This is a genomic window from Aeromonas sp. 600527 (assembly GCF_049175415.1).
Lineage (GTDB): Bacteria > Pseudomonadota > Gammaproteobacteria > Enterobacterales > Aeromonadaceae > Aeromonas > Aeromonas veronii_A.
Window position 1 is genome coordinate 250,820 of the sequence record NZ_JAAKVA010000001.1, and the last position, 25,336, is coordinate 276,155.

Annotated in this window: 19 protein-coding genes; 6 read left to right on the top strand and 13 right to left on the bottom strand. The window is 56.5% G+C overall.

The genetic code is table 11. The annotated features are described in order from the left end of the window. Positions 1–8: 8 nt before the first annotated feature. Positions 9–581 carry a phasin family protein gene (locus G5154_RS01160; protein ID WP_005333118.1) on the bottom strand — a complete coding sequence of 191 codons (573 nt, stop codon included), beginning with the start codon at positions 579–581 and terminating at the stop codon, positions 9–11. Between the two features lie 248 nt (positions 582–829). Between G5154_RS01160 and G5154_RS01165 the strand changes: the two genes are divergently transcribed. Next, complete coding sequence (locus G5154_RS01165) at positions 830–2,803, top strand: SDR family oxidoreductase (RefSeq protein WP_206876881.1); 1,974 nt, start codon at positions 830–832, stop codon at positions 2,801–2,803. Between the two features lie 90 nt (positions 2,804–2,893). Here G5154_RS01165 and G5154_RS01170 read toward each other — a convergent pair whose 3' ends face one another. Continuing rightward, positions 2,894–3,769 carry an esterase/lipase family protein gene (locus G5154_RS01170; RefSeq protein WP_421250143.1) on the bottom strand — a complete coding sequence of 292 codons (876 nt, stop codon included), beginning with the start codon at positions 3,767–3,769 and terminating at the stop codon, positions 2,894–2,896. Between the two features lie 170 nt (positions 3,770–3,939). Between G5154_RS01170 and G5154_RS01175 the strand changes: the two genes are divergently transcribed. The 5 genes from G5154_RS01175 to fabA all read left to right on the top strand — a co-directional run bounded on the left by G5154_RS01175 (position 3,940) and on the right by fabA (position 9,810). Continuing rightward, positions 3,940–4,242 (top strand): YebG family protein, encoded by a 303-nt coding sequence (locus G5154_RS01175; RefSeq protein WP_005333111.1) that lies wholly within the window; start codon positions 3,940–3,942, stop codon positions 4,240–4,242. Positions 4,243–4,617: 375 nt separating this feature from the next. Continuing rightward, on the top strand, positions 4,618–5,865 hold the full coding sequence (locus tag G5154_RS01180; protein WP_421250324.1) for a tyrosine-type recombinase/integrase: 1,248 nt from the start codon (positions 4,618–4,620) through the stop codon (positions 5,863–5,865). A 100-nt stretch (positions 5,866–5,965) separates the two neighbouring features. After that, positions 5,966–6,274, top strand: a complete 309-nt coding sequence (locus tag G5154_RS01185; protein WP_216978787.1) for a hypothetical protein — start codon at positions 5,966–5,968, stop codon at positions 6,272–6,274. Positions 6,275–7,195: 921 nt separating this feature from the next. Beyond that, positions 7,196–9,172, top strand: coding sequence for a Lon protease family protein (locus G5154_RS01190; protein ID WP_421250144.1), 1,977 nt, complete (start codon positions 7,196–7,198; stop codon positions 9,170–9,172). Positions 9,173–9,270: 98 nt separating this feature from the next. Further along, a complete protein-coding gene (fabA, locus tag G5154_RS01195; RefSeq protein WP_196783564.1) occupies positions 9,271–9,810 on the top strand; it encodes a 3-hydroxyacyl-[acyl-carrier-protein] dehydratase FabA in 540 nt (179 codons plus the stop codon). A gap of 84 nt (positions 9,811–9,894) precedes the next feature. Here fabA and rmf read toward each other — a convergent pair whose 3' ends face one another. From rmf to pepN, 11 genes are all read right to left on the bottom strand, one after another. Continuing rightward, the gene (gene rmf / locus G5154_RS01200) at positions 9,895–10,074 is read right to left on the bottom strand and encodes a ribosome modulation factor (protein WP_005315693.1); all 180 of its coding nucleotides are present in this window, start codon (positions 10,072–10,074) and stop codon (positions 9,895–9,897) included. 156 nt (positions 10,075–10,230) lie between these two features. After that, complete coding sequence (locus G5154_RS01205; RefSeq protein ID WP_216978786.1) at positions 10,231–12,144, bottom strand: ABC transporter ATP-binding protein; 1,914 nt, start codon at positions 12,142–12,144, stop codon at positions 10,231–10,233. A gap of 73 nt (positions 12,145–12,217) precedes the next feature. Next, a complete protein-coding gene (locus G5154_RS01210) occupies positions 12,218–12,448 on the bottom strand; it encodes a glutaredoxin family protein (RefSeq protein ID WP_216978785.1) in 231 nt (76 codons plus the stop codon). Next, positions 12,448–14,643 (bottom strand): bifunctional 23S rRNA (guanine(2069)-N(7))-methyltransferase RlmK/23S rRNA (guanine(2445)-N(2))-methyltransferase RlmL, encoded by a 2,196-nt coding sequence (gene rlmKL, locus G5154_RS01215; protein ID WP_216978784.1) that lies wholly within the window; start codon positions 14,641–14,643, stop codon positions 12,448–12,450. The genes G5154_RS01210 and rlmKL overlap by 1 nt, the downstream gene beginning before the upstream one ends. A 141-nt stretch (positions 14,644–14,784) precedes the next feature. Further along, positions 14,785–14,910: a type B 50S ribosomal protein L36 gene (gene ykgO, locus G5154_RS01220; RefSeq protein WP_005336596.1), complete on the bottom strand. Its 126-nt coding sequence runs from the start codon at positions 14,908–14,910 to the stop codon at positions 14,785–14,787. Further along, complete coding sequence (locus G5154_RS01225) at positions 14,911–15,174, bottom strand: type B 50S ribosomal protein L31 (RefSeq protein ID WP_005336598.1); 264 nt, start codon at positions 15,172–15,174, stop codon at positions 14,911–14,913. Between the two features lie 372 nt (positions 15,175–15,546). Then, on the bottom strand, positions 15,547–16,083 hold the full coding sequence (locus tag G5154_RS01230; RefSeq protein ID WP_421211051.1) for a cell division protein ZapC: 537 nt from the start codon (positions 16,081–16,083) through the stop codon (positions 15,547–15,549). Between the two features lie 90 nt (positions 16,084–16,173). Next, positions 16,174–17,184, bottom strand: a complete 1,011-nt coding sequence (gene pyrD / locus G5154_RS01235; protein WP_421263847.1) for a quinone-dependent dihydroorotate dehydrogenase — start codon at positions 17,182–17,184, stop codon at positions 16,174–16,176. A gap of 77 nt (positions 17,185–17,261) precedes the next feature. After that, positions 17,262–22,100: an NAD-glutamate dehydrogenase gene (locus G5154_RS01240; protein WP_421250145.1), complete on the bottom strand. Its 4,839-nt coding sequence runs from the start codon at positions 22,098–22,100 to the stop codon at positions 17,262–17,264. A 278-nt stretch (positions 22,101–22,378) separates the two neighbouring features. After that, on the bottom strand, positions 22,379–22,600 hold the full coding sequence (locus tag G5154_RS01245; RefSeq protein WP_005345441.1) for a DUF2835 family protein: 222 nt from the start codon (positions 22,598–22,600) through the stop codon (positions 22,379–22,381). Positions 22,601–22,668: 68 nt separating this feature from the next. Continuing rightward, complete coding sequence (pepN, locus tag G5154_RS01250; protein ID WP_421263848.1) at positions 22,669–25,293, bottom strand: aminopeptidase N; 2,625 nt, start codon at positions 25,291–25,293, stop codon at positions 22,669–22,671. Between the last annotated feature and the right edge of the window lie 43 nt (positions 25,294–25,336).

The window sequence follows — 25,336 nt, forward strand, 5'->3', positions numbered from 1 at the left end:
GCGAGGGATCAGGGCAGGACGCTCTCTGCTTTGGCCTTCACCTCTTTCACCGCATCTTCCGCAGCGGAGAGGAGATCGGCGGCCTGCTCAACTACGGCCTCTTTAGCCTTGGCTACCGGTGCCTTCTTTACCGGGGGCTTGCGGGCAGCGGGCTTTTTGGCGGCAGCCGGTTTGGCTTCTGCGGCCGGGGCTTCCTCTTCCTGTGCATCCAGCAGTTGCTGGACCACGTCGGTCAGCTCGGCCATGCGCTTGGAGAGCTTGTCGATATCCTTACGGGTCGGAATGCCGAGGCTGGCCACAGCGCGGGCCACGCGATCTTCAAACACCTGCTCCAGACGGCCCCAGGTATTGGCAGTCTTGTCGGTCACAGCGGCAATCTTCTCATCTGCGCTCTGACGGGTTTTTGCTTGCAGCGCTTCACCTTCCTGCACCAGGGCTTCAAAGATCTTGCCACCCTCTTCCTGCGCCTTGGCATAGGCACCCAGACCCGCCAACCAGATCTGCTGGGTGGACTCCTTGATGGTGGAGGTGAGTTGGTTGTCGGTCACTGACCCTGCCAGCGCTTTCAATTTCTTAGCCATGATCTTCTCCTTGAATAACGACAGTTAAATGTAATGGCGACAACGAAACTGCAATCGGGTTGTGGCATTACTGATTTTTCAACTTCAGTCTAGGGACAAAAAATAGAGGGTTCTACCTAATAACGGAACAGGCACACCACCGAAATTAGGGTTTGCTCACGAACCGACAATCAAATTGCGGATTCCCATATGAATCGTGATATATCTAACAACCTAGTAACACCCTAATCAGTAGCAGGATTCTCTTTATGAACTATTTCATTACTGGCGGTAGTGGTTTTATCGGGCGTCGATTGATCAAAAAGTTATTCCAACAGCATCCCGACTGTATCGTCTATTTTCTGATGCGCGCCTCTCATCAGGATAAATTGCCGGAGTTATTTGCATTCTGGAATGTGGATGAATCGCGCGCAGTCCCGGTTTTTGGCGACATGACGCAACCGCTGCTGGGGGTATCGGTCGAGATACAGGAACAGTTGATCGGCAAGATAGACCACTTCTTCCATCTGGCTGCTATCTATGATCTGAACGCCAAGGCCGGGATCCAGCAGCAGGTCAACACCGAAGGGACCCGTCAGGCTGTTCAACTTGCCGAGCGGCTGGGGGCGGGGCAGTTCCACCACTGCAGCTCCATCGCTGCAGCGGGCCTGTTTGACGGTCTGTTTCGCGAGGACATGTTCGATGAGGCCGAACACCTCGACATGCCTTACTTCCAGACCAAGCACGAAGCGGAAGGGATTGTGCGAAACGAGTGCACTATTCCGTGGCGGGTCTACCGACCGGGGATCGTTGTAGGTGACTCCAATACCGGCGAGATGGACAAGATTGACGGCCCTTACTACTTCTTCAAGACCATCCAGAAGCTGCGTCGCCTGCTGCCGCCCTGGATGCCCGCCATCGGGGTTGAGGGCGGGCGCATCAACATAGTGCCTGTCAACTTTGTGGTCGATGCCATGGTGCATATTGCCCATCAGGAGGGCGAGGAGAACAAGACCTTCCACCTGACCGACCCCAACCCGATGCGGGTCGGCGACATGCTGAGCACCTTCTCCCGCGCCGCCCATGCGCCGGAGCCTGCGATCCGCATCAACGCCTCTCTCTTTAATTTCATTCCCCGCCACCTGACCGCCATGCTGATGACCATGGCGCCGGTGCGCCGCATCCGCGATGCCGCCATCGCCGATCTGGGTCTACCCAAGGATGTGTTCCGCCTTATCAGTTATCCCACCCGTTTCGACAGTCGCGAAACCCAACGGGTACTGAAAGGGACCGGTATCGAAGTGCCACCGCTGCACAGCTACGCCTGGCGGCTGTGGGACTACTGGGAGCGTCATCTCGACCCCGAACTCTTCATCGATCGCTCCCTGCGTGGTCGGGTCGAGGGCAAGGTAGTGCTGGTGACCGGAGCCACCTCCGGTATTGGTCGTGCAACCGCACGCAAGCTGGCGGGGGCGGGGGCCAACGTTGTTACCATCGCCCGCGACGAGCAGAAGATTGCCGAGACTAAAGCTGAGTTTGCCGAGCTGGGGCTGACCATCGAGATCTATCAGGGGGATCTCTCCAATCTGGCGCAGGCCGAGGAGATCACCGCTCGCATCGTGGCCGATCACGGCGGCGTCGATATTCTGGTCAACAATGCCGGCCGATCCATCCGCCGCTCCATCGAGGACTCCTTCGATCGCTTCCACGATCTTGAACGCACCATGCAGCTCAACTACTTTGGCGCGCTCAAGGTGATCATGGGGGTGCTGCCCACCATGATCGAGAAGAAAAAAGGGCACATCATCAACATCTCCTCCATCGGGGTGTTGACCAATGCGCCGCGCTTCTCCGCCTATGTTGCCTCCAAGTCAGCCCTCGATGCCTGGGTGCGTACCGCCGCCTCCGAGTTTGCCGATAAAGGGGTGAGCTTCTCCATCATCAATATGCCGCTGGTGAAAACGCCGATGGTCGCACCGACCAAGGTCTATGAGCAGGTACCGATGATGACGCCGGAAGAAGCGGCCGATCTGGTATGCGATACCATCATCAACAAGCACGTTCGTCTGGCCACTCGCCTCGGGGTGTTCGGTCAGGTGGTTCACGCTCTGGCGCCGCGCGTCGCCCAGGTGATCATGAACACCAGCTTCCGCACCTTTGCCGACCCCAAGGATGGCGACAAATCCAAGGCCACCGCCGATCAGGTTGCCGTCTCGACCCTGATCAAGGGTATCCACTTCTAACCGGGTGATGCGATAAAGAGATCAACAGGGGCCTGAGCAATCAGGCCCCTGTTTTATTTGGAATAGCAGTTGAAGAACGATTAAGGAGGGTCAGACTCGGGACAACAACTCAAGCAGCAGATCCGTCGTACGGCGGGAATAGAGCAGAGAGAGATGGCCAATGGCAGGCAACTCGATATCTTCCATTCCCGCCAATCGTTGCCGCTCCTGCGGCATCACCACATTGTCGTGACTGGTGCGCACCGAGATGCCGGGTACGCAAAGCGGCACCGAAGCGAAACGCTGCAACCAGCCGGAGCCTGGCTCCATCTCGCGGGCATTGGCCCCAAGCCCAAGGGCGGCCAGCTGACTGCCCTGATGGGGCGTTGCCAGCGTGATCAGGCGCTCTACTTTGTCACCACCATGGATAGCCAGATAGTCGCGGCAGACCAGTCCGCCCATGCTGTGACCGACCAGCACCAGCTTGTCAGCCCCAGTCTGCGCCAGCACGTCGTCAATCCGGGTGGCCAGCAGCGGCACCATCTCATCGATATGACCAAATGGTGGCATCAGGGTAATGGTGGCGACCACATGGCCTGCAGCCTCTAGTCGGGCGCGCTGGGTGCGCCAGATCCCGCGACTGCAACCGTAACCATGCACCAGCAATACGGGGCGCTGGCATGGACGCAGCCGATCGGGTGCCATCAGCAAAGGCTCAAACGGTAGCAACAAGGTGAAGGTGTAGAGGTAGGCCAGCATCTCCTGCGCCATCATCTTCACCCTGCGCCAAGGGCCGATAGCCGGGGAGGGGTAGAAGCGGGTAAACAGCCAGCTACCGAGCACCACCAGGCAGCGCAACCCAAGCAGGGAAAACACCACAAACAGCAGGGTCAGCAACCAAGGGAGTCCCACGACCAAGTGGGCGATACTCCCAAGGAGCAGCACCTCTACCATCAGCAGGATAAACAGGTGTCGTACGATCGTCATAAGGCCATGATCCGACCAGTCTGACGTGGAAGTCAAATGACACTTTGAGACAGCTTGATCCAGCGCGGCTTTTGTCGCTAAACCCCGGCGAACTCTTTTCCGGTGAGGCTATTTGCAATACTGTATATCCATACATATACTCTATCCATTATCACCAAGAGGAGGCCATCATGGCTGTCGAGATCAAATATGTGGTTGTTCGTGGGGGAGTGGAAAAAATGACCTTTGCCAGCAAAAAAGAGGCCGATGCCTATGACAAGCTGCTGGATACGGCCGACGAGTTGATGACTCTGTTGGCTGGCGCCCCGATCGAGCTGGCACCAGAGCAGCAAGAGAGTCTGGCATTCTACCTGGCAGAGCAGCGTGATGTGCTGCAAACCCTGCTGCGTGGCGGCAAGGTTCAGGCAGGCACGAAGGAAGAAGAGGCTCCAGCGGCCAAGCGCAAGGAGAAGCCACTCAAACAGGTTGCCTGATTGCACAGACCTGCTATTTCTCGGGATAAATAGCTCACACCATTCACTTTAATTGCATTTAAATCCATTTTTACGGCTATTTATCCCGAGAATTTTTTAACAAAGATGCATATCCCATGCATAACTGAATAGCGTACACAACTGAGCGAAACCAGCCAGATCTATGAGGAAATAATGAGCAAACAGTGGAGAGATCGTTATCCAGATCGCTCCCGGTGACCTCAATCAGCAATAACAAGAGACAGAACAAAAACTAGCAGAAGCAGCATTCATCTATCACGAGCCCTTTTTTATCATCTCGGCTCACAGGCACATATCGATTCATCATCAACAAGCAACACCATGACTCAACACCCATTATCCTTGCCGCCGGCCATGCCGCTGTTTGACAGTCTTATCTATCTGGAAACTGGCAACCCGCAGGTCAATCAGTACCTTGCCAACCTCAGCCTCAACGATGTGCCCGATGCCGGGCTGGTTTACGAGCTGACGGTCGATTGGTTGCTGGAGCAGCGCAACAGCGAAAACAACTACAAAACCTATCGCAGCGAACTGACCACCTTTTTGCACTGGTGCTTTTGCGAGGCGGCCATCAGCCCGAAAGATCTCACTCGCCGCATCATGATCCGCTATCTCGACTACTGTCAGTCGCCACCTGAAGAGTTAATCGCCTATCGCAACGTGGCGCAATTTGTCCTAGACAAGGAGTGGGGGGAGCGGTTGCCCAATCCGCAATGGCGACCGTTTTTGGGCAAGCGGGAACTGGGCCGCACCTTGCCCTACCGTCTTAGCGAGCAGGCGATGAAGACCAAGCTCGCCATCCTGTCGGCCTTCTTCCAGTTCCTGATCCAGGAGGAGTACATGGACAGGAATCCCGCTCTGCGACTGCAGCGGGTCAAACGGCCGCAACAGCAGGAGGCCGATGATCAGGTGCAGGCCTTCAGCGAGTTGCAGTGGTCATACGTGATGCAGGCCGCCGATACCCTTGCCAACGACCATCCGGAGCAGCACGAGCGCAGCCGTTTTCTCACCATTCTGATGTACGCTTGCTATCTGCGGATCTCTGAGGTTGCAGCCCGGCCGGGCTTTACCCCTGTGATGGGGCAGTTCAGGCGGGATCGCAAAACCGGCGTCTGGGGTTACTACATACCCAGTAGCAAGGGGGGCAAGCGCCGCACTGTTGCCGTTTCACAGGCGCTGCTTCAAGCACTCGAACGTTATCGCACGTTTCTGGGACTCTCGCCCTTGCCGGCACCCAACGAGCAGACTCCGCTTTTTATCCGTCATAAAGCGGCAGCCCACGGCCGGGAGCAGGGAGAACTTAATGCCAATTTAGGGATACGTCAGCTGCGTGAGCTGATACAAGCGGTGATAACCAAAGGTGCCGAGCTTGCCGAGCTGGATGGCTTTTATCAGGATGGTGCCGAAATGCGGCAACTCTCTCCCCACGCTATTCGCCACACCGGGATCACTCATGACATCAACCTCAACGGCCGACCACTTTCCCACGTACAAGCTGATGCGGGCCACGACAGTATCGACACTACCTCCAAATACCTGCACACAAGCCAAAGCGAGCGCCATGAGAGTGCACAGCAAAAACCGCTCGACAGATTGCGATAAAAGCACACTAGTGAGAGATAACGAAGAGTGAAGAAATGGAATGGCATCACCTTGAACCACGTCATTTTACAACATATCCCTGTCAATCGGAGTGAGTGCAATGGCTGCCCACTGTGAAAAGGGGAGCCCAATACACATATTGTTCAAGCATTTTAATAGTGAACGCTTGTCTCAAAATACGACATTTGTGGTTTCAGAATATCGACCAATGGGAGGGGGCGATTGCTATATCTTGTTATCTCTACAGCTCACCCCCACCATGCTCACGCAAACCAAAGGGGAGGGGCATTATCTCTCACAAGGCAAGGTTGTTATCATTGAGTTCTTTTTTCGCCAGAACCGCATCAATATCCGTATGAAGCATGGTGCTCAAACAGGGGATGCACGTGGCAAAGAATATTCGTGGTAACAAGATGGGAAGAACGGCGAAAACCAAACCTACACCATTCCTGGGCGGGGGACAGGCCCTCGTAAAGGCTTATTGAAGATATACACGAAGGAAAACATCCTGACTTTCATATTTATAAGCGTAATGGGGTCAGGGTCAGGTTCGTGAGAGCCGCTCCAGATAGCTCAGAGCAAAACAACGTTGATAAGGACTAGGATGGTGATGCCGATAAATGGGGTTATCGGCATAATTTGTGAAACCAAGGTTAAAATTGACCTTCAACATGTCTCACAGAGTAGGCCCACACCAGAAGAGAGAAAAAAATATATGGGAGAACGTTCACCATTTCGGGTCGCAACCCTCGAGGAGCTTATGGCCAAGGGGACGTGCTGAGTCTGGCCGATCTGGTGCGACGGGTCAGCCCTGGAAAAATGTCTGAAGCCTTATGGCATTCTGTGAAGGTTCATTGCTTGCTGTATTGTCATTTTGATACTGATTAAGCTAGAGCTATTAGCGTAACAAGGCGTAGTAATGCAAAGATTCCAATACTTCTCAAGTTGTGACACTTTCAGGCGGTGGCTATAGGATAACCGTCAAGCCGCTGAATGATGAGGAGAGCAATGATACCTGCTGCGTATGGTTCAATCCCGAACTGGGCGGAAAGCCCGTAGAGTGGACCTTCCCAAGTATCCTGCTGAAACTGAAAGAAAATCAGGAACTATATGGCTATGGCCGAACATTGTTTAAACTTGGTGATAATGCTCGTGGCGCTATAGACTGCCGTGATTTTGAATTGGGGGCCTTCCGGCCCCTCTGTTTTACTCTTAACCAACACTGCGCATAATGTATATTATGTTAAATTTAGTATCTTGTTTCCTGTCACCGCTTATTGAACTGTGTATAATGGCAACAATTGATCCTATCTTCGACCGGACGTCTTAAGTGGCTGAATTAACATCAGAACAATTAAAACCCGCTTTTGCGATTGAACAGTTCCCTAAGCTAAGTGAGCTTGACCCCATCCCCTTTGCCGCTCTGCAACCCAGAGCAATCTCCGGTATCAAACGCCTGGCCAGTTTTGATGGTGATTGCCCGGTTATGCTGCTCAACGGGTTCCCGGGTGCAGATTATGAAGATGTGTGCCGCACTCTGATTGCCGAATCCAATGGCAAGGATGGCGATCTATTCGACCTCTGCTATACCGAGAATCTCAACAACCCGTTCAAACCTATCTGGCTGCGACTGCAACCCGGTACTGGCGTTGAGTTCTGTGAAATGGTTGGCGAGCTGCTCAAGCTGTTGAGCCACCATCTCGACGCCGAACGCATTGTGACCAGGATCATGCGCAAGCAGAACAATGATCCGAAGATCGATGACTTTCTCTCGGATCTGGCGGCCCACGTTGCATTGGGACTGGAGTTTCAGCATCCGGTGCTCATCAACCTGCTTATTCATCATGAAGAGCAGGAAGCACCGGTAATTTACGGTCGTGATCTCAACTGGGATACTCTGTTTGGCTCCATCAACTACCAGACCGAACAAGGCTCTGTCTATGCTAACCAGCACCTTTTGGAGCCCGGCTTGCTGCGGGAAGCCAATGGCGGTTACCTCATCTTGCAACTGGATGAGCTGCTCGACCAGCCTCACCTCTGGTTCAAACTGAAAAATGCCATGCAAAAAGGCGAGCTGGACTGGAACGCCTATCAGGAAGGGAAAACTCTGACCCCCTTCTTCGCGCCTGAAGCGACCCCCATCAAGCTCAAGCTGATCCTGGTTGGTGACCGACTGGACGTGGCCGAGTTCCAGATGCTGGATCGGGATATGTCCGAACGCATCTTCCTGCGCGCGGATCTGGTGTCAGAGGTCAATATTGAAGAGGATCTGCAGGAATTTCTGCAGTACCTGGCCTGGCTGCGCCAGCGCTGGAGCCTGCTGGACTTCACGCCAGCCGCCCTCGCCGCCCTTTGTCGTCATGCCAGCCGCCTCTGTGACCATCAGGAGTGGCTGTCGCTCTCCGAAGTGCAACTCTCCGCCATCATGCGGATGGCTGACAGTCTGGCCCGGGAGCTGGAATCTGATGTGGTCACCGACGAGCATATCCGCGGCGCACTGGAGGAGCAGGATTACCGCCTCAACTATCTGGTTGAGCAGTCCGATCAGGGGGTTATCGACGGCCAGATCCTGCTGCAAACCGACGGCGAAGAGATTGGCCAGATCAACGGCCTGTCTGTCATTCAGGTCTCCGGTCACCCTTATGACTTCGGCGAGCCGGTGCGCCTCACCGCGACCGTACACCTTGGTGATGGCGATGTGGCGGATATCGAGCGCAAAGCGGAGCTGGCCGGTCATATCCACGCCAAGGCGATGATGATTATCCACGGCTATCTCTCCAACAAATTTGGTGCAGAGAACCCCTCCCCCCTGTCGGCCAATCTGGTGTTCGAGCAGTCTTACCACGAAATTGATGGCGACAGCGCCTCCCTGACCGGCTTGTGTGCCCTGCTCTCTGCCCTCGCCCGCCAGCCTATCTATCAGCACTTCGCCGTGACCGGTGCGGTCGATCAGTTTGGCAATGTGCAGGCCGTTGGTGGCGTGAACGAGAAGATTGAAGGCTTCTTCCGGGTGTGCAAAATCCACGGCATCACCGGCAAGCAAGGGATCATTTTGCCGGGCACCAACATCCAGCAGCTGAACCTCTCTGACGAGGTGATTGCAGCGGTTGAAGCAGGCCAGTTCCACATCCACCCGGTGGATCATGTGGAAGAGGCCATCGAGTTGCTGACTGGCTGTGTCGCCGGTGAGCCTGATATGCCCGATACCCTGTTTGGCCGTATTCAGGAGCGGTTGGACGAGTTGAACGGCTCCACTGCCAAAGTCGGACTGCTGCAATCCCTGCTGGGGCGCCTGTTTGGCCGCTGATGAAGTGATCGGAGTTGTTTAGCGAACAACTGTAAGCTAAATTGGCCCGGCTTTGACCCATTTGAAGGAAATACCGCGTGACCGTAGACAATACCACCATGGAAGCCCGCCTTTCCCTGTGCGAGCAGGGCAAGAACTCTTTTACCCGTGAAGAGCTGCTGGCTTGCAGCCGTGGCGAACTGTTTGGTGAGGGTAACAGTCAGCTGCCTGCCCCCAACATGTTGATGATGGACCGCATCGTCAAGATCAATGACAACGGCGGCGAACACGGCAAGGGCGAGATCCTGGCTGAGCTCGACATTACTCCGGATCTCTGGTTCTTCGATTGCCACTTCCCGGGTGACCCTGTGATGCCTGGCTGTCTCGGTCTGGACGCCATGTGGCAGCTGGTTGGCTTCTTCCTTGGCTGGAAAGGTGGCCCCGGCAAGGGTCGTGCTCTGGGCGTGGGCGAAGTGAAATTCACCGGCCAGATCCTGCCGACTGCCAAGAAAGTGACCTACAAGATCACCTTCAAGCGCGTCATCAACCGCAAGCTGGTGATGGGGATTGCTGATGGTGTGGTCGAAGTCGACGGCCGTCCGATCTACAGCGCCACCGACCTGAAAGTGGGCCTGTTCAAAGATACCACCGCATTCTGATCTCTCTGATTGGTAGTAAAACAGCATTAACGCAAAGGGGCCACAACGGCCCCTTTCCTTTTGTAATGAGTGATGAAGTAGCTGCTACTTCATGAAGAGGCCTGAGCCCCGCCCTTCCATGGCGTCACGCCAACCACCAAGCCAATGCCCTCGGGCATCCAGGCATTGATACGGACACGCTTCTTTCTGTTTGCCGACCACGCCAGCCTGATAACCACGAGCACGAGCTCTTTCCAGACGGTCCCGCTTCTGTCTCTTCATCATCTACGACCCTCTTCGTGGAAAAAAAAGCGACCAATTCTGTATCGGTCGCTTTCATCTTTACTCCTGCGAACGCACTCGGTCAAACAAAAACTTCCACCCTAACCGGGCTATGTGACACAAGGCACTGAACTGGATTAAGTTTTAATTACAGGGAACTTACTCCTGATTTTTGAGTCCTTCCAGCTCTTCCCAGCGAGCAAATGCCTGCTCCAGCGCGGCTTCAGCGGCATTGAGCGCATCCAGTTTCGGCTGGGTTTTATCTGCCGGCAGCGAGAAGAACCCTGGCTGGTTGATCTCGCTTTGCAGCGCATCCAGCTCGGCTTCCAGCTGCTCAAGACGAGCAGGCAACCCTTCCAGTTCAAGCTGCAGCTTGTAGGAGAGCTTCTTGCTCTTCTTCGGCGCTTCTGGCGCGGCGGCAACGACCGGCTCCGGGGCCTTGACCGGTGCACTCTTGGCCTGTTGTTGAGCGTTCTGCTGTTCGCGGGTCGCCATCATGTCGGCGTAACCACCCACGTAATCGCTGATGCGGCCATCCCCTTCAAACAGCCAGCAGCCGGTCACTGTGTTGTCGATGAAGCGACGATCGTGACTCACCAGCAGCAGGGTGCCGGGATAGTCGGAAAGCAGCTCTTCCAGCAGCTCCAGGGTTTCCACATCCAGATCGTTGGTCGGTTCATCTAGGATCAGTAGGTTGCTGGGTTTAAGGAACAGCTTTGCCAGCAGCAGCCGGTTCTTCTCGCCACCGGAGAGCGCCTTGACCGGGGTACGGGCCCGCTTGGGCTCGAACAGAAAGTCCTGCAGGTAACCAAGAATGTGACGGGAGCGGCCGCGCACCATCACCTCCTGCTTGCCCTCCCCGACGTTGTCCACCACCGTCTGCTCGGGATCGAGCTGCTCGCGGTACTGATCGAAGTAGGCAACCTCCAGATTGGTGCCCCCCTTGACGGTGCCACGGGTCGGCTCAAGCTGCCCCAGCAACAGCTTGATCAGGGTCGATTTGCCGCAGCCATTGGGGCCGACCAACGCAATCTTGTCGCCACGCAGCACTTGCAGATTGAGCTCCTTGAACAGGGTGCGATCGCCAAAGTCCAACCCCAGCCCTTCGGTCTCGAACACCAGCTTGCCGGAGCGATTGACCTCGTCCAGTTGCAGCTTGGCCTTGCCCTGCAGCTCGCGGCGCTGGGAGCGCTCCATCCGCATCGCTTCAAGGGCGCGCACCCGGCCTTCGTTACGGGTACGGCGAGCCTTGATACCCTGCCGAACCCAGACCTCTTCCTGGGCCAGCTTGCGGTCGAATTCGGCATTTTTCAGCTCTTCGACCCGCAGCCACTCCTCTTTCCCCTGCAGATACTCGTCGTAGTTGCCCGGCCAGGAGGTGATGGCGCCGCGATCGAGATCGATGATCCGGGTTGCCAGCTTGTGGATGAACTCCCGATCGTGAGAGATAAAGACGATGGCGCCGCGAAAATCCTTGAGGAAATCTTCCAGCCAGTTGATGGCTTCGATATCCAGGTGGTTGGTCGGCTCATCGAGCAGCAACAAGTCGGGATCGCAAGCCAGCGCACGGGCCAGCGCCACTTTGCGCAGCCAGCCACCGGAGAGGCTATCGAGGGTCACGTCAGGATCCAGCCCCAGCAGGGTCAACACCTGACTGATACGGGTCTCGAACTGCCAGCCGTTCTGATAATCGAGCTGCTCTTGCAATTCGCTCATCTTGCGAATATTGGCATCTGACGGATCGCTCGCCAGCTCCATGGAGATGTGGTGGTACTGCTTGAGCAGCTCCCCCACCCCCGCCAGCCCTTCGGCGGCATAGTCAAACACCGTCAGCTCGCTGGAAGCCGGCGGATCCTGCTCAAGGCGGGTCACTTTCAAATCTTGTTGCAGCACCAGACGCCCGTCGTCCAGCGGCAATTCGCTGGCAATGACCTTCATCAGAGTGGACTTGCCCGCCCCGTTGCGGCCAACCAGACAGAGGCGCTCGCCCCGCTCGATGGTCAATTCGGCATTGTCGAGCAGCGGGAAATCACTGAACGACAGACATGCGCCGTGCAATGTTAAAAGAGCCATGTGTGTTCCTTATTTCATATGAAAAAAACGGGCAGCAGACTGGGTCTGCCCCCGTTTTATCGTCAAATCACTCTCACCCCTGACGGGCGGCCCAGCCCTTGAGCTCCACCAGCGTGAAGGGCCAGCCGAGCTCGCGGCCCGCCTCGTCACGCAGCACCGGAATGCGCACCCGATAGGCGGCAAGCCACTGCTCATCATCCATGATGTCGCACTGGCGGGTGGTAGTGGCAAGGCCAGCCGCCTCCACCAGCGCCCACGCCTGTTCGCACAGGTGGCAACCGTCGGTATGAAACAGGGTCAGCATCACACCTCGCCTTGCTCCGGCGCATGGGTGATGATCCAGCAGTTGTGGATGTGCTGGTTACGTTCGAAATCCTTCGGTCGCGTCTTCTGGGTGATGTTCTGGGCCTTGAGACCAGTGGCCTCGAGACCGGCCAGATCCATCTTGAAGTGACGCTTGTTGTTGGAGAAGACCAGAGTGCCGTCCGCCGCCAGCAGGCGCTTCAGGTGCTGCATCAGCAGCAGGTGATCGCGCTGTACGTCGAAGCTCTCGTCCATCCGCTTGGAGTTGGAGAAGGTGGGCGGATCGATGAAGATGAGGTCGTACTGCTCATCGGCTTCAGACAACCACTTCAGGCAATCTGCCTGGACAAACTTGTGCTGACGGCCCACCAGCGAGTTGAGACGCATGTTGTCCTGCGCCCAGTTCAGGTAGGTGCGCGACATATCCACCGTGGTGGTCTCGCTGGCACCGCCAAGACCTGCGTGCACGGTGGCACTGCCGGTGTAGGCAAACAGGTTCAGGAAGCGCTTGCCCTTGGCCATCTGACCCAGCATACGGCGAGTCTGACGGTGGTCGAGGAACAGACCGGTATCCAGATAGTCATAGAGGTTGACCCACAGACGGGCACCGTACTCCTGCACTTCCATCCGGTGCTGCTCTTCGGAGAGCTTCTGATATTGCTGTTTCCCTTCCTGACGCTCACGCACCTTCAGGATCACCTTCTCGCCATCCATCCCGGTCACCTTGATGGCGGCCTGCACCATGTCGAGCAGACGCTGACGGGTCTTCTGGGCGGGGATGTCCTTGGGCGCGGCATACTCCTGCACCACAAGATAGTCCTGATAACGGTCGATGGCGGCGTTGTATTCCGGCAAGTCGGCATCGTAGATGCGATAGCAATCGATGCCCTCTTTGTTGGCCCATTTCTCGAGGGTTTTCAGATTCTTGCGCAGACGGTTGGCAAAGTCCTGTGCCACCTCTTTTTGGGAGGCCACGGAGTCCAGTGCAATCTGGTAGTTGCGCAGCTGACACTCGAGGGCACCGTTGAACAGGCGATATTGCTTGTCGGCGCGCAGGCGCAGACAGCTAAGCAGCTCGGGGGATGCGGACAGAATGGAGACTCTCCACCCCTGGAAGCTGCGACGCAGAGCATCACCGAGGGCCTGATGCACTTCCAGCAGCGCCGGGAACTCGCCAAGACGCTCGCCATAAGGCGGGTTGGAGATGAGCATACCGACCTGACGGGCCTCCCCTTGACCTTCTTCCCCTTCAACAGCGGCAGACATCGGCAGCGGGTTTTCCAGCTTGGTGACGTCGGCCTGCCTGAAGGTGATGAGATGGGCCACACCGGCTGCTTTGGCGTTATCACGGGCTTTGAGCAGCACACGCTGGTCGGCATCACAACCAAACAGTTTGACTTCGCAACGCTGCATGCCACGTTTGGCGCGTACTTGCGCTTCCATCATCAGGCTTTGCCACAGCTCGCTATCGTGCTGCAGCCAGCGATCGAACCCGAAGCGCTCGCGGCGCAGCGCCGGTGCCATGTCGGCGGCGATAAAGGCCGCTTCAATCAGCAAGGTACCGGAACCACACATGGGGTCCATCATGGGCTCACCGGCCCAGCCGCTACGGGTAATCATGGCGCAGGCCAGGTTCTCTTTGAGCGGTGCTTCACCTGTGCCCTGACGATAGAAACGCTGGTGTAGCGCCGGGCCTGACAAGTCCAGCGTGATATTGGCCTTGCCCTTGCCCAGGTGCGCCATGATGCGAATATCCGGCGACTTCTTGTCCACGTCAGGACGCACGTGACCGCGCTTGGTGAAGCGGTCGACGATGGCATCCTTGATCTTCAGCGCGCCATATTGGGTATTGCGAATGGCAGGGTTGGTACCGGTAAAGTCCACCGCGATGGTAGAGGTGCCGGAAAAGTGCTCTTCCCAGGGTATGGTGTGGGCGCCCAGATAGAGATCCAGATCGTCGTTCATCTGGAATTCGGAGAGCACCAGCACGATGCGGGAGGCAAAACGGCTCCACAGACAGGCCTTGTAGCCAATCGCCAGTTCGCCTTTGAAATGGACGCCAGCCACGGTCTCACGAACCTGCTCTGCGCCAAGATTGGTCAGCTCATCGGCCAACAGGTTTTCCAGCCCCTTGGGGCAGGTTGCAAAAAATTCTTTCATCACGCTCACGGGGAACCCATAAAAATAGTGCCGCATTATACCTCATCAGGCGGGCTGGAGCATGCAAAAGTCGGCGCAAACAGCAGGATGGAAACAGATTGATAGGTGGCGAATAAAGGTAAAAGACCCCATGACTACCCGATGGGGAGATCATGGGGCCAGACATCATTTAGCGGATCACTTCATACGAGCCTTGAAACGGGGATTGCTTTTGCAAATGACGAACAATTTGCCCCGACGGCGCACCAACTGACAATCGGGATGACGTGCCCGTGCGGATTTGAGTGAACAGACGACCTGCATTCAGGACTCCTTCTTGCTTGAAAATGCGCCAAAGCGCTTGTTGAAACGGGCCACACTCCCCTCACTCGATACCTGCTTCTGCTTGCCGGTATAGAACGAGTGCGACTGGCTGGAAACATCGAGCGACACATAGGGATACTCCTTCCCGTCTTGCCACGTATAGCGGCGATCGCTCTTGATGGTTGACCCGACCAGGAAAAAGGCATCTGCTGCCGTGTCATGGAACAGCACCAAACGATAATCCGGGTGAATATGAGGCTTCATGGCAACTCCATTTTGTTATGTTATAACAAAATGTAAGTGAGAATAGCTCTCGTTTCAAGCATAAAATGTCGTATGAAGAAAATCGCTTCAGTGAGTGATGTGTTGATACTGAGGTGGAGGCACTACGCCAGCGGAAAGAAACAAGAGGGAGGCTCCATACTTGCAGCACGGAAGGCCAAGACACTGCGTGGGTCAAAACACAAGGTGCAAGTGAGTGTAACAAGCCTCAGGAGAGGCTGAATCATAACCATCAATGAGAATAGGCAAGATGTTCGCGGTTCAATGAGATATCAGAAACGAGATGCTACAGAGGTGAAAACAGTAAAAGAGACGCGGTGTAATAACAGAGATGAAACGATTGATGAAATTATATCAACTGACCTTACGGTATTGCTCGGTCACGGTAATACGCGGTTTCATCCGGTTATTCATCACCTTGATCACCCCGAAACGCGGCAAGGTTTTACTGGTGGTCAATACCAGCTCGGCAGTGAGGTTCAAACAGACGCTGGCCTGCTCCCCAGCCTCAATGACCATAAATTCACCGTTGCCATGGGGTGTATTCATCAAGACCAGATCACCATTTTGCGGGATCACTTGCGGATGCTGTTCACTAAAAAACCAGCTTTGCGGCATCAGGGGTTTATAAAAACGACTGACCGCTATGGCATTAAGCACCAGCTGTACCTGATGGGGAATACTCCACTCGAGTTCGGCTGCTTTATCCATCAATTGATAATAGAGGGCTGCATCATCGACACAAAAAGGTTGGGTCGCAAACGAGCTGGGCACCAATTGTCGCCCTTTATACTCGGTCGCAAATAACATGTTATCAGACAGGTCCAACATCAGACGATCATTCTGGGCATCATAGTGCCATTGCCAGCTATCGGTCGGTTGAATAAACATGTTGGAGCCCTTACTTGATAATTACCAGTTGACTTTATTCCATATGCAGGAAATCAGCAACGTCAAATAAAGGGCTCCTCCATCTATTTCTTAAATATTGGTCACAATCTCTTTGACCAGCCCCGGCCCTTTATAAATAAAGCCGCTATAAATTTGTACCAGACTGGCACCGGCAGCCAACTTTTCACGGGCAGCCATGGCACTATCAATACCACCCACCCCGATAATTGGCAGAGCACCATTGAGCGCCTTGGCCAGATGACGGATCACCTCGGTACTCTTGTGCTGTAGCGGACGACCACTCAGGCCACCCGCTTCACCGGCGTGGGGCATGTCATAAATCATTTCACGCTCGAGGGTGGTATTGGTGGCGATAACCCCATCAATACCATTCCGTACCAGCGAAGCGGCCACCTGATCTATTTCTTCAAGGCTTAAATCCGGGGCAATTTTAACCGCCAGCGGCACGTACTTTTTATATTGGGCGGCCAGCTCTTGCTGACGCACCTTGAGGGCTGCCAGCAACTCATCCAGCGCCTCGCCATATTGCAGCGAACGCAACCCCGGGGTGTTGGGGGAAGAGATATTGACGGCAATATAACCGGCATGATCATAAACCTTATCCATACAGATCAGGTAATCATCCTTGCCCTGCTCGATGGGAGTGTCTTTGTTCTTGCCGATATTAATGCCGATGACCCCCTGATATTTGGCCTCTTTTACCTTGGCCACCAGATGATCCACCCCCTTGTTGTTGAATCCCATCCGGTTGATGATCCCCTCTGCCAGAATAACCCGGAACAAGCGGGGCTTGTCATTGCCACTCTGGGGTCTGGGGGTGACGGTACCGACCTCGATAAAACCAAATCCCATAGCGCCCAGCGCGTCAATGCACTCACCATCTTTATCCAGACCGGCCGCCAATCCCACCGGATTGGCAAAAGAAAGCCCCATGACAGTGACGGGGCGTTTCGGCAAATTCTGGCGGAAGAAACAATCGAGTGGCGTACCGAGAAGGCGGGGCAAATATTTCATGGAGAGATCGTGAGCCTGTTCCGGATTGAGCTTGAACAGGAAATGCCTGGCGATGGGGTACAACATCTTTGCTCCTTAGAGAAAGCCCCGGCAACTGGCCGGGGCTTTGGGTGTAATGTCGGTGTCATGCCTTAATCTGGCAATTAAAGTGCCCGACAATTCAACTGGAGCAGGTTCAACTCTCGCAAGGCCACCGAGAACTTGGCGAACTCGTGAGTGCTGGTGGTCTTGAAGTCGGCCAACATATGGGTCCAACGGGACAAGAGTTGCTCATGCTCCGAAATCCAGTCGGCCAATATGGTAGCGCATTCTCCCTGATCTTTGCACCCTTCCAGTACCACAGAAGTGAGACTGCGTTGCTGCCAGTCCAGATCTTCGCGGAAGGAGGCTCGCGCCATCGCCTGCCAGTGGTTGCCAACCGGCTGATGGTTGATCTGGTCGAGGAACCAGTGCAGATCCAGTTTGGCACCGAGGCGATAGTAGACATTGGCGGCGCGCAGGATATCGGTCTTGTGCTCCGCGGCAATCTGCGCCAGATCCAGGCTGGAGAAGAGGCTGCTCATATGGGCTACCTGACGGGCAATGGCCTCCGGCACCTGTTTCTCCATCCACTTGGCTACAGCCTGACGATGCTCGGCCACTTCGCTCTCATCCATGACCTCGTAGAGGTGTTGACCGAGGGTTTCGAACGCCGGACGGAAGAAGGCGATGTTCTCGCTGATGCTCCAGCTGCGATTGCGGGCGCGCAGGAACCAGCGGGTGGCACGGCGCACGATCCGGCGGCTGTAGAACATCAGCTCGAGCTGAGTCTGGGCATCCACCAGGTTGTCGCACCCTTCGATATCGCGCCACAGCTGGTTCATGCCAAACACTTCGCGGGCCATGGCAAAGCAGCAGGCCACTTCGGCGACCGAGGCACCGGTTTCGTCCTTCATCCGGCTGGCGAAGTTGAGCCCCATGTCGTTAACCAGCATGTTGGCAACCCGGGTAGCGATGATCTCGCCGCGTAGCGGGTGATCGGCCAGCTGGGCACCAAACTGCTGCTGTACCTTGGCCGGGAAGCTGGTGACCAGCATGTTGGCGAGGAAGGGCTCGTCGGTCACTTCCGGGCAGTTGAGCTGCTCTTTCAGTACCATCTTGCCGTACGCCACCAACACCGCCAGTTCGGGGCGGGTCAGCCCCTGCCCTGCCGCCATCCGCTCGGAGAGCTCCTCATCGGATGGCAGGAACTCCAGTGCACGATCGAGCTTGCCTTCCCGCTCCAGCCCCTGAATGAAGCGCTGCTGCTCTTTAAGTTGTTCAGAACCGCGGAAGCTGGTGACCGATATGGACTGGGACTGGCGATAGGCATTGGTGATCACGATCTGCGCCACGTCGTCGGTCATCTCGTAGAGCATCTGGTTACGTTGCTTGAGGGTCAGATCCCCTGCCGCAACCAACTGGTTCAGCAGGATCTTGATGTTCACCTCGTTGTCGGAGCAATCCACACCGCCGACGTTGTCGGTAAAATCGGTGTTGATGCGACCGCCCTGACTGGCGTACTCCACCCGACCGAGCTGGGTAAAGCCGAGGTTGCCCCCCTCACCCACGATACGGGCCCGCAGATCGCGGCCGTTGACTCGCAGTGCGTCGTTGCTGCGATCCCCAACTTCCCCATCGCTCTCGCGAGCGCTCTTCACATAGGTGCCGATGCCACCGTTCCACAGCAGATCGACGTTGAGGCAGAGCAGCGCTTTGATCAACTCGTTCGGTGCCATGCTGGCCTTGTCGGTACCGAGCAGGGTTTGTATTTCCGGGCTCAGCTTGATGGACTTGGCCGAGCGCAGGAAGATGCCGCCCCCCTGTGATATCAGCTCGCGGTTGTAGTCATCCCAGCTGGAGCCCGGCAGATCGAACAGGCGCTGGCGCTCGACAAAACTCTTGGCCGCATCCGGAGCGGGGTCAACAAAGATGTGCATGTGGTTGAACGCGCCCACTAGCCGGGTGTGCTCGGAGAGCAGCATGCCGTTGCCGAACACATCTCCCGCCATGTCGCCGATCCCGACGCAGGTAAAATCGGTGGTCTGGCAGTTGACGCCAATTTCACGAAAATGCCGTTTGACCGACTCCCAGGCGCCACGGGCGGTGATGCCCATCTTCTTGTGGTCGTAACCGACCGAGCCACCGGAGGCAAACGCGTCGCCCAGCCAATGGCCATATTCGAGGCTTATTTCGTTGGCGATGTCGGAGAAGGTAGCCGTGCCCTTGTCGGCGGCCACCACCAGGTAGTAGTCATCCTCGTCGTGACGCACCACGGATTTGGGCGGGATCACCTCGCCGCCGATGATGTTGTCAGTCACATCGAGCAGACCGCGAATAAACAGGCGATAACAGGCCTTTCCCTCCTCCTGAATGACGGCGCGGGTTGCCCCCACCGGCATCTGTTTGCAATAGAAACCGCCCTTGGCCCCCACCGGCACAATGACGGTGTTCTTGACCTGCTGGGCTTTCACCAGACCCAGTACTTCGGTGCGGAAGTCCTCTTTGCGATCTGACCAGCGCAGACCGCCACGAGCTACTTTGCCCCAGCGCAGATGTACCCCTTCCACTCGCGGCGAGTAGACGAAGATCTCGAATTTCGGCAGCGGCAGCGGCATGTCGGTGATAGTGGAGGGAGCCAGTTTGAAGGAGATGTAGGGCTTGATGTTGCCCGCCTTGTCCAGCTGGTAGTAGTTGGTACGCAGGGTAGCGTCGATCATCTCCACATAGCGGCGAATAATGCGATCGTCGTCCAGGTTGGCCACCTGATCCAGCTTGGTGGCAAGCTGCTCGTGCAACTTGGCCTGTACCTTGACGTCCTGCTTGCCGGCCGGATCCAGGCGCTGTTCAAACAAGGTGAACAGCAGCTGAGCAATCTCCGGATAACGGGTCAGGGTCTCTTCAATATAGGACTGGCTAAAAGAGACGCCGGTCTGACGCATGTATTTGGCATAGGCGCGCAGCACCGACACCTGGCGGCCGGTGAGACCCGCCCCCAATACCAGCCGGTTGAAGCCGTCATCTTCCAGCTGCTTGTTCCAGATGGCGGCAAAGGCTTGCTGGAAGCGTTGCTGACTCTGGGCCAGATCAAAGGGCTGCTCGCCGTGCAGCAACATGGAGAAGTCGAGGATCCAGAACAGATCGCCACCCGGAGTGCGTACCTGATACGGGGTCTCACCGATCACCCGCAGTCCCATGTTTTCCAGCATCGGCAGTACATCGGAGAGGTGAATGGGCTCGGTGCGATGGAACAACTTGAGCCGTACCCGACGATCGTTCTCCTCCTCCTGCGCGCGGTAGAACAGCATGCCGAGTGGCTCGGCTTCGCTCAGGTTATCGAGCGCCATGATGTCGGCCACGGCCGAGCCAGGCAACACATCCTCCTTGTAAGCACGGGGGAATGCGGTGCTGAAACGGCGGCGCAGCTCGTTGCCACGGGCCTCGCCATAGTGAGAGAGCAGCACGGAGTCGAGTCTGTCGTCCCAGCTGCGGGCCGCTTCAATCAGGTTGTTCTGTACTTCGTTCACATCCACATCCACGTTGTTGTTGTTGACCCGCACTATGTAGTGGGTCCGCGCCAGCACGCCTTCGGTGAAGTAGACGTTGAACTCCACCTCTTCATTACTGCCAAAATATTTCTGCAAAATTTGCTGGGTCTTTATCCGCAGCGCCGTGTTGTAGCGCTCCTTGGTGACATAGACCATGCAGGAGAAGAAACGGCCGTACACATCGCGGCGCACGAACAGCCGCAGCATGTCCCGCTCCTGCATCTCCAGTACGCCCAGACCGGTGGCCAGCAGCTCCTCTTCACGGGCCTGGATCAGCTCGTCACGGGGATAGGTTTCCAGCACGTTCAGCAGCGCCTTGTAGGCGTGGGAGCCCTTCTCGTGACCGGAGGCAGCCATGATGCGTTCGAGACGATGGCTGATGAGCGGGATCTGGGTCGCGCTGGTGTTGTAGATGGAAGAGGCGTAAAGACCTATGAAGCGATCTTCCCCGATCACCTTGCCATGCTCGTCAAAGCGCTTGATGCCGATGTAATCCACATAAGCCGGACGGTGCACCCGGGACTTGCTGTTGGATTTGGTGAGGATCAGCAGGTCAGAACTCAGAGCGGCGTGACGTGCGCTGGCTGGCATGTTGCCAAGGCGCTGGCCCACCTCCTTGATGGAGTTCTTCATCAGCCCCAGGCTGGAGCTGGCCTGCGGCAGGATCTCGTGATCCCCCTCCACCGCTTTGACGTCGTAGCGACGATAACCCATCAGGGTGAAGTTGTGGGCAGCTACCCATTTGAGGAAGGCAACGCAGGAGGCCACCTCCTCCTTGCTGGCCGGACTCTTGCGTTTGGGAAGCTCGTCGATGATCTCATTGAGCTTGGCTAGCATGGGCTGCCAGTCGCCGACTGCCAGCGCTACTTCACCAGCCACGGAGTTGAGCTCGGCAGCCAGCGCGGCCATCTGCTCCTCGCTGGTGAGGTGATCGATCTCGATAAGGAATGCCGTTTCAACCGAGGTCTGCCCGTCGGTGTTGTCGAGTTCCAGAATGGCATCAATCTTTCCATCCGCTCCACGAATGAGGTGCAGCGGTTGGTGCAGCATCATGTGGGCGGTGATATTGAGTCGCTTGAGCGCCATCCGGATGGAGTCCACCAGGAAGGGCGAGTCCTGCAGGATCACCTCGACGATGGTATGGGGCGATTGCCAGCCGTGACGGGTCAGCTCGGGATTGTAGACCCGGATGTAGGGATCGGTGCCGGTGCGCTGATTGAGGGCATTCCACAGGCTCAGGGCCGCGCCGTAGAGATCGCTGTCATTGCGATCGTGCAGGTCAGAGCTCGCCATGTTGCCGTAGAACTTGGCAACGAAGCGCTCGACCAGAGAGGCGCTGTTTTTGGGCAACTTCTGATGGATCAGGCTGAGAACGTTTTCGAGCAGAACTGAGGTAGGGGCGTCTTTCAATGCCATTTTTATATTCCTTATCGGACGACATTAACCACCGACGCAGAGGCAACCACCCTGGTTACCCGCTGGTGCAGAGTTGTTGCGAAGTGTAATGGCTTGGATAAGGGAAGGCGAGGAAAGGTGCTAACGAGATGTTAAAAACAAGGTACAGATCACGGCTTAAACTGTGAGAAATTTTGCAAATAACCAAAAATACAGAAATTCCCACTACCTTTGTGCCAGTTTACCGGATAGATAGTGACGCAAAGCAGATAAACAGTCGGTAATCTGTTCGATTTTTGTTAATTTATGCGTTCGAGACTGATAAAGCGGTAATCGTCCTGGGTTTTCAGCCGAAAGTAGCCATGCACACCATTGATGGCGACAAAGGGCCGTATTTTTTCTATACCAAGTTCCAGGGTCAATCCCTGTTCGCTACGCACCACCAGCCGTCTGACGTGGCCCTGATACATCAGCATCACCTCATCGCTATTCAATGAGAGCCGAAAAGTAAACTGCTTCACGCTTGCTCCTGATCACACGACAAATCACACAATGGGGCAGGAGCGTAACGCTCCTGCCCCATCGACACTTACTGCTGCAGCGCCTTGCTGACCTTCTCGAACAGATCCCGTGCCAGCCCCTCAAGGTTGGCAAGACGGGTCAGCTCGGCGCGGATCAGCGCCTTGCGCACCTCATCCAGTCGCTTGAACTGGATAAGCGGAGTGATGAGGCGGGAGGCCACCTGTGGATTGACCTCGTTGAGCTCGATCAGCAGATCGGTCAGGAAGCGGTAACCGCTGCCATCCACCGCATGGAACTGCACCTGATTGCTCATGGCGAAGCTGCCGATCAGCGCCCGCAGCCGGTTCGGGTTGCGAATGCTGAAGGTAGGATGATTCATTGCCTGCTTCACTTCGCCGAGCACATCGGCAGCCGGCTTGCTGCCAATCAGCCGCAGCCAGTTGTCCAGCACCAGTCCATCCTTGGCCCACTTGCCCTCGAAGTCGGCCAGCAGCGCAGCGCGGCATGGCAGCAGATAGCCGTTGGCCACCTGCAACGCCGCCAGGGTGTCGGTCATGTTGTCGGCGGTTGCGTACTGCTCGCGCACCAGCGCATCGGCATGCTCCGCATCCAGCGCAGCCAGATAGCCGAGCACCACCCCTTTGAGGGCCCGCTTGGCCATATCGGCGTGCACCACCTGATAGCCGCTCAGACGCAGGCTCTGATAGGTAGCCGCCAAGCGCGCGCCAAAGGCCTCGGCAAGACGGGTGTGGATCGCGTCGCGCACCTGATGGATGGCATCGATATCGGCCACCTCGAACAGCTCGGCTAGGGTCGCTTCACCTGGCAGCGCCAGGATCTCCGCCTTGAGGGCCAAATCCAGCTCGCTGTCGTCCAAAATGGCGACGAAGGCGGCCAGCAGGGTTTGGGAGAGCTCAACCCCCTGCCCGTGTTGCACCCGCGCCACCCCGTCGATGACCGCTTTGTTGATCAGCATCTGGGCGGCATCCCAGCGGGCAAACTCGTTGCGAGCAAAGCGCATCAGGAAGGCGAGCGCTTCATCGCTGTAGTCATAGTACAGCTTGACCGGCGCGGAGAAGTCCCGCAGCAGGGAGGGAACCGGCTTGACCGGCACCTGATCGAATTCGAAGGTCTGCTCCGCTTCGAGCACATCGAGCACGTTGCCGATGGCCTTGCCCTGATATTGCAGCGCGATGACGGCACCTTGCTCGTCATAGAGCTCGATATCGAAGGGGATATGCAGCGGCAGCTTCTGCGGCTGATCCTGAGTCGGCGGGGTGTGCTGGCTCACATGGAGGCGATAGATACCGCTGGCGGCATCGTACTCGTCGGTGACGGTCAACTCGGGGGTACCGGACTGGCTGTACCAGCGGCGGAAACGGCCGAGATCGACACCGGATGCATCCTCCATCGCCTGCACGAAATCATCGCAGGTGGCGGCCGAGCCGTCGTGACGCTCGAAGTAGAGGCGCATACCGGCCTGGAAGGCCTCTTCACCTAGCAGGGTGTGCATCATGCGGATCACTTCCGCCCCCTTCTCATAGACGGTCAGGGTGTAGAAGTTGTTCATCTCGATCACCACATCCGGGCGGATCGGATGCGCCATGGGGCCGGCATCTTCGGCAAACTGCGGGCCGCGCACGGTACGCACGTTGTTAATGCGGTTGACGCCGCGGGAGCCCAGATCGGAGGAGAACTCCTGATCCCGGAATACCGTCAGCCCCTCTTTCAGGCTGAGCTGGAACCAGTCGCGGCAGGTGACGCGGTTGCCGGTCCAGTTGTGGAAATATTCGTGACCGATCACCCGTTCGATACCGTGGTAGTCGCTGTCGGTGGCGGTGGCCGGGTTGGCCAGTACGAACTTGGAGTTGAAGATGTTTAGCCCCTTGTTCTCCATGGCGCCCATGTTGAAGAAGTCCACCGCGACGATCATGTAGATGTCGAGATCGTACTCGAGGCCGAAACGCTGCTCGTCCCAGCGCATGGAGTTGATGAGGCTCTCCATGGCAAAACCGGCGCGATCGAGGTTGCCCTTGTCGACGAAGATCTCGAGGGCCACCTTGCGGCCGCTCTTGGTGGTGTAGTGGCTGCGCTCCACATCGAAATCACCGGCCACCAGCGCAAACAGGTAGCTCGGTTTGGGGAAAGGATCCTGCCACTGCACGAAGTGACGGCTGCCATCCAGATCACCGCTGTCGACCTTGTTGCCATTGGAGAGCAGGAAAGGATATTTGGCTTTATCGGCGGTAATGCGGGTGCTGTAGCGTGCCTGAATGTCGGGGCGGTCCAGATAATAGGTAATGCGACGAAAGCCCTCAGCTTCACACTGGGTACAGTAGGCATCGCCAGACTTGTAAAGCCCTTCGAGTGCGGTGTTGGCGGCCGGATCCAGCAGGGTGACAATGGTCAGCACACATTCGGCAGGCAGGTTGAACAGGGTCAGACTGCTCTCGCCTTGCTCGTAGTGGTCACAGGGAATGCCATCGATGGCAATGCTCTTGAGGGTCAGCTGCTCGCCATCGAGGACCAGCGGCGCATTGTGCTCGCCGTTGCGGCGAATGCGGGTGATGGCAGTGACCTGGGTCAGTGGTTCCTGCAATTGGAAATCGAGGTCGATAGTGTCGATCCAGTAGAGCGGCGCCTGATAATCCTGGCGATATTTGGCCGTCATGGCCTGGGAGTGATCGGTCATTATTGTCTGCTTCCACGCTTGTTAAAGGCGAGAAAGAGGCTGT